At 67.4% G+C, this 5,655-nt stretch carries 4 protein-coding genes; 2 read left to right on the top strand and 2 right to left on the bottom strand.

Annotation, left to right across the window (positions count from 1 at the left end; genetic code table 11):
• The first annotated feature begins 371 nt into the window (after nucleotides 1-371).
• Together ybgF and AC1DY5_RS39645 are read left to right on the top strand one after the other, a co-directional pair.
• Entirely contained in the window at nucleotides 372-1,085 is a 714-nt protein-coding gene (ybgF, locus tag AC1DY5_RS39650; protein ID WP_478119933.1) for a tol-pal system protein YbgF, read from the top strand.
• Between the two features lie 228 nt (nucleotides 1,086-1,313).
• The gene (locus AC1DY5_RS39645; RefSeq protein ID WP_478119932.1) at nucleotides 1,314-4,175 is read left to right on the top strand and encodes an AMP-binding protein; all 2,862 of its coding nucleotides are present in this window, start codon (nucleotides 1,314-1,316) and stop codon (nucleotides 4,173-4,175) included.
• A gap of 39 nt (nucleotides 4,176-4,214) precedes the next feature.
• Here the strand turns inward: AC1DY5_RS39645 and AC1DY5_RS39640 are convergent, their stop codons facing one another.
• Both AC1DY5_RS39640 and AC1DY5_RS39635 read right to left on the bottom strand, forming a co-directional pair.
• A complete protein-coding gene (locus AC1DY5_RS39640; RefSeq protein WP_478119931.1) occupies nucleotides 4,215-4,586 on the bottom strand; it encodes a hypothetical protein in 372 nt (123 codons plus the stop codon).
• Between the two features lie 184 nt (nucleotides 4,587-4,770).
• Nucleotides 4,771-5,655: dihydrolipoamide acetyltransferase family protein (locus AC1DY5_RS39635; protein WP_478119930.1), on the bottom strand; the 885-nt coding region annotated here is incomplete at its 5' end.

Here is a 5,655-nt window from a genome sequence, read left to right as displayed (position 1 = left end):
CCTTCGAACTGGCCGGGCGCCATGCCGTCCAGTGCGGCGATGTCGAAGTCGCGGAGGCGCCGAGGGGGCGGGCTCGGGCCGGTTGATGTCCCAGGAAGTGGTGTAAGTTTTCTTTCGCTGCGCGGCAACCCTCAGCCTCGATCCATTGACTCAAGCCGGTTGCGCTCTCAGACTTGAAGGCGCCTCACCAAAAATTGGCAATGGAAATGACCGGTTCAACCACGCTGCGCGCGCTCGGCCGGACGCCCGGCGTTGCCAGGCKGGGCTCGGCCCTGCAGACTGGCTTGAGGTTTATCGGCTTGGCATTGTCTGGCGCTGACCTTCGCCATTTGCTGGGTGACGTATTGATGGGCGTGGGCGTGGCCTGCGCCATGGGCTGCACCGTCGGGCACGGCCTGTTTGCCCTCTCGACCGCGAGCGMCATCGATATTCGGCAAAAGGTCGATGCTTCCCAGCAGCGTACGTCGGATGATTTGAGAAGAACCAATGACGACACTGCCCAGCTGCGTCGCAGCATGCTCGATCTTTCCAATCAGATTGAGGCGCTGCGCGACGAAGTGGCAACCATGCGCGGACAAAACGAGAGACTGACACATGACGTGGCCGAGATGCGGCGCAGCCAGGAAGATATGGCGCCGGGCTTTGACAAGCGTTTGCGAAGGTTCGAGTCGGCCAAAGTCACGGTGGATGGCAATGGTTTTTTCGCCGAGCCATCCGAGAAGCAAGAGTTCGACGCGGCGCTTGCCACCTTTCGGAAAGGCGATTTTGCTGAGGCCCAAGCCGGTTTTGTGTCTTTCATGATGCGGTACCCGCAAAGTGGCTACAAGCCTTCTGCGCTGTTCTGGCTGGGCAATGCCCAGTACGCCTTGCACAACTACCGCGATGCGGAGGCCAACTTCCGGGCGTTAGTGACGGCCGAGCCCGACCATCCGCGCGCACCAGAAGCGCTGTTGTCGATGGCCAATTGCCAAGTAGAACTCATGGACGTCAAATCGGCCCGCAAGACGTTCGAAGACCTTGTGAAAGCGTATCCACGATCCGAAGCGGCCGCCATGGCCAAAGAGCGCCTTGCCAAGCTCAGATAAGCTGGTCACGTGCGTGCGCCTCGGGCCGTTCTGTTTGCGATCGTTTGCGTGCGCCTGCAGCTGGTCATGGACTCGATGCTGGAGGTGGCGAGAAGAACTTCCCCCTCGTTCCAATTTCCAAATATTCATTGCCGCAGGTCGCTTCGCGCAGGAGCACAATTGTCAATGACTCGTCGGATACGGCGCTGCCGCGCCTGCGTTCGGCGGCGACCGATCAACCCCAACGCCATGGCAGGCGACCCTTCCTCAAGCGAAGCGCCGGTGCTCCCGGATCGCTCAGGCCAACTGTTGCAACTGGTGCGCAGCCTGGCCGAAGAGTTGCATCGCGGCAGCGGGTTCGCGAATAGCCTCGGCCTTGACCATTCACTCGCGCGCGACTACGGGCTCGACAGCCTGGCGCGCGCCGAGTTGCAGTTGCGGATCGAGCGCGAGTTCGGCACCGCGTTCGCTGAGGCATCGTTCACCGAAGCCGAGACGCCGCGCGATCTGGTGCGCGCACTGGCCCTCGCGCCCGCTGCCGACAGCTCAATTGTCACCATGCCCGAGCCTGCCGCTGAAGCGACCGAGATCCGCTACCCGCCAGACTCCATCGCGACCCTGGTCGACGTGCTCGATTGGCATGCCGAACACCATGGTGACCGGCTGCTCGTGACGCTCGATTCCGATCACGGCGCGATCACCCAGCTCAGCTACGCCCGACTGCAGATCGACGCACTCGCGGTCGCCGCCTGGTTGGCCGAGCAAGGCTTCGGCGCCGGCGACGCGGTGGCCGTGATGTTGCCGACCGGCAGCGATTTCTTCGCTGCCTTCTATGGCGCGCTGTACGCCGGCTGCGTTCCAGTGCCGCTGTACCCGCCGGCGCGGCTGTCGCAACTCGAGGATCATCTGCAGCGCCTCTCAGGCATCCTGAGCAACGCCGAGGCAACGCTGCTGATCACGGTCGCGCAGGCGAAGCCGGTCGCAAGGCTGCTGAACGCACATTGCGAAACGCTCAGGCAGGTGGTGACGGTCGCCGACCTGGTCACTGCCGGCGCGCCCGCAGCGTCTTTCGTGCGGCCTGCGATCCGCTCCGATGCCACCGCGTTCCTTCAATACACCTCGGGCAGCACCGGCAGCCCCAAGGGGGTCGTGGTAAGCCATGCCAACCTGCTAGCCAACGTGCGGGCGATGCGGCGCGCCGCGCGAATCACGAGCAGCGACACCTTTTTGTCGTGGCTGCCGCTGTACCACGACCTCGGGCTGATCGGCGCCTCCATCGGCAGCCTGTACGTCGGCTACCGCCTGGTGCTGATGTCGCCGCTGGAGTTCCTGGCGCGGCCGGCGCGCTGGCTGTGGGCAATCCACCGCCATCGCGCAAGCGTCTCGGCGGCGCCCAATTTCGCTTACGAGCTGTGCCTGAACAAGCTCACCGACGCCGACCTCGAAGGCCTCGACCTGCGCTGCTGGCGGCTTGCTTTCAATGGCGCCGAGCCGGTGAGCGCAGACACGATCGAGCGCTTCGCGTCGCGCTTCGCACGCTGTGGATTCCGGCGCGAAGCGATGTTCACCGTCTACGGGCTGGCCGAAGGCGTTCTCGGCGTCACCTTCCCGCCGGTCGGCCGCGGTCCGCTCGTCGATCGTGTCGACCGCAGCGCGCTGCTTGAGCGCGGCGTCGCCAGGCCCGCCGCCGCCGGTGACGCGAAGGCGCTGCAAGTCGTTTCTTGCGGATTGCCGCTGTCCGGGGTCGAGGTGCGTATCGTCGACGCGGCGGCGCAGGAGCTGCCCGAACGTGAGCAAGGCCGAGTCCAGTTCCGCGGGCCGTCRGCGACCAGCGGCTACTACCGCAACCCGGCGGCGAACGCTGCGCTCATCGATGGCGAATGGCTCAACACCGGTGACCTCGGCTACTTCGCTGCCGGCGAGCTGTACCTGACCGGTCGCGCAAAGGACGTGATCGTCCGCCGCGGCGCCAACATCCACCCCGCCGACCTCGAATCCGCGCTGGCAAGCCTGCCGGGGATCCGCAAAGGCGGCGTTGCGGTGTTCCCGGCTACCGATGCACTGAGCGGCAGCGAGCGTCTCGTCGTGCTGGCCGAGGTGCGCGACACCGACGCGCAGGCGCACCGGCAGATCAGGGCCGCGATCACGGCAGCCGCAGTCGACCAGATCGGCATGCCGCCCGACGACATCGTCATTGCACCGCCGGGAACGGTGCTGAAGACCTCGAGCGGCAAGATCCGCCGCGCCACTGCGCGCGAGCTGTATGAACAAGGCGCGCTCGGGCACTCGCCGCGCGCGCCCTGGCGCCAGCTCGTTCGACTCGTCGCCGGCGCAGCGACCGCGCAGGCGCAGCGAAGCACGCGCAGCGCCGTGAGGCTCGCCTGGGCCTGCTGGGCCGGGGCGGTTTTTTCGCTCGCCGGCATCGGCGCCTGGCTGACGACGATGGTGCTGCCGGACATCGCGCTGCGCCGGCGCGCAGCGCGCGCCTGGGCACGATCGGCGACCAGGCTTGCCGGTGTCCAGGTGCGCATCGAAGGGATCGAACGGCTGCCGGCTTCGAGCGCAGCCCTAGTGGTCGCGAACCATGCGAGTTATGCCGATTCGATCTTGCTGACGGCCGCGCTGCCGCCGCGTTTCGGCTATGTCGCCAAACGCGAACTGGCCGCCGCAGGGGTGCTCGGCGTGATGCTCAAGCGGCTCGGCGCGGTGTTCGTCGAGCGTAACGATGCCGCCGGCGCGGTCGAAGACACGGCGGTGCTCGAATCACATGCGCGCGCCGGCGAGCTGCTGGTCGTCTTCCCCGAGGGAACGTTCAGGCGCGCGCCCGGGGTGCTGCCGTTCAAGCTGGGCGCCTTTGTTGTCGCTGCGCATACCGCGACGCCGGTGATCCCGATTGCGTTGATCGGCACGCGGTCGCTGCTGCGCCCCGGGCAATGGCTGCCGCGCCGCACGGAGGTCGTGATCAAGGTCTGCGTTCCGATTGTCGCATCGCAGCATGACTGGGCCGCAGCGGTCGCGCTGCGCGACGCTGCTCGGCATGCGATCCTCGAGCGGGTTCCAGAGCCCGACACCGGAATCGACCTCGAGCCAGCGGGCGATCACGCGCTTTGACGGCGGTCGCCTGACCGCCGCCGGTTGAATTGGCCGTCATCACCAGGTACGGTGCACGCGCACGGTGTTCGCGGGCGCTGTGCCGGCGCTGCTCGATTCTTTCAGCTTCACCATCGTGCCAGCGGCGGCGGCGCCCAGTGCGCCGGYAACGCCTCCCAGCGCACCGCCTACCACCACACCGACCGGGCCGGCCACCGCGACGCCGATGGTGGCGCCCGCGGCCGCACCAACCATTACGCCGCCACCTACAAGCACCGAATTGGCCTCGCGCTGTTCTTCCTCGGGCTCCAGAGGAAACTGCGCCGAGGGCCTCGGATCCTGCGACGGAACGCCGTAGCCGGGACGGGCCTGCACGGCGAGGTCTTCGTCGGCAGGTAGGAGCTTCGATGGCGGGGTGGCGGATGGGTTCATGTGCCTCTCCTTGGCAATCGACGATGAAACGAGCGGGAGACTCACCGCAAACTCTTCTAACACTCAACCCGCACCGGAGCCGCCATCCTGAAGACCTTGAGGCTGTCAGACAAAGTCCGCTGGACGGGCAAGGCGTTGACGGACGACAGGACCGCCTGACGAAAACGCGCTCGCCCCCGTAGGGCTACTCGACAAAAAGCAGGGCCGGGCATTCGAGCGAAGCCCGCACGGCCTGCACGAATTCGGCCGCAAGCTGGCCGTCGACCACGCGGTGATCGAAGGAGGAGGACAGGTTCATCATGCGGCGCGCCACCACCGCGCCGCCCTGCATCACCGGGCGCTGCGCGATGCGATTGACGCCGACGATCGCCACCTCGGGCGCGTTGATGATCGGCGTGGAGGCGATACCGCCCAGCGCGCCGAGGCTGGTGACGGTGATGGTCGAGCCGTTCAGTTCGTCGCGCGTGGCCCGGCCCGCGCGCGCGGCATCGGCCAGGCGGGCGATCTCGGTCGCGCTGGACCAAAGGTCGCGTGCCTCCGCGTGGCGCAGCACCGGCACCATGAGGCCGGCCGCGGTCTGGGTCGCGATGCCAACGTGCACCGCGCCGTGACGCGTGAGCACGCCCGCCTCGTCGTCGAAGCGGGCATTGATCTGCGGGAAGCGCGGCACCGCCAGCACGACCGATCGCACCAGCAGCGGAAGCAGCGTCAGGTGCGCCCGCTCGCTGCCCCAGTGTTCGTTGAGCCGCGCGCGCAGCAGCTCCAGCTCGGTCACGTCGATCTCCTCGACGTAGGTGAAGTGCGGGATGCGGCGAATCGCGTCCTGCATGCGCTGCGCTATGCGCCGGCGCACGCCGGTCACGGGCACGGCCTCCTCGTCGTTGCGCTCTGCGTAGCGCGCCGCACCCGGCGCCTGCGGACCGGTCCGCCGGACCAGCCAGGCGTCAAGGTCCTCGTGCAGGATGCGGCCGTCCGCGCCGTTGCCCGGCACCTGCTGCAGAGCGATGCCAAGGGCCGCGGCCCGATGGCGCACCGCGGGCGAGGCGAGCGGTTTGGCGGCCGATGGGCG

Source organism: Variovorax sp. P4_D9 (assembly GCF_056401695.1).
The sequence above is the reverse complement of the archived record's forward strand: the minus strand, read 5'-3'. Positions and strand labels throughout refer to the sequence as shown.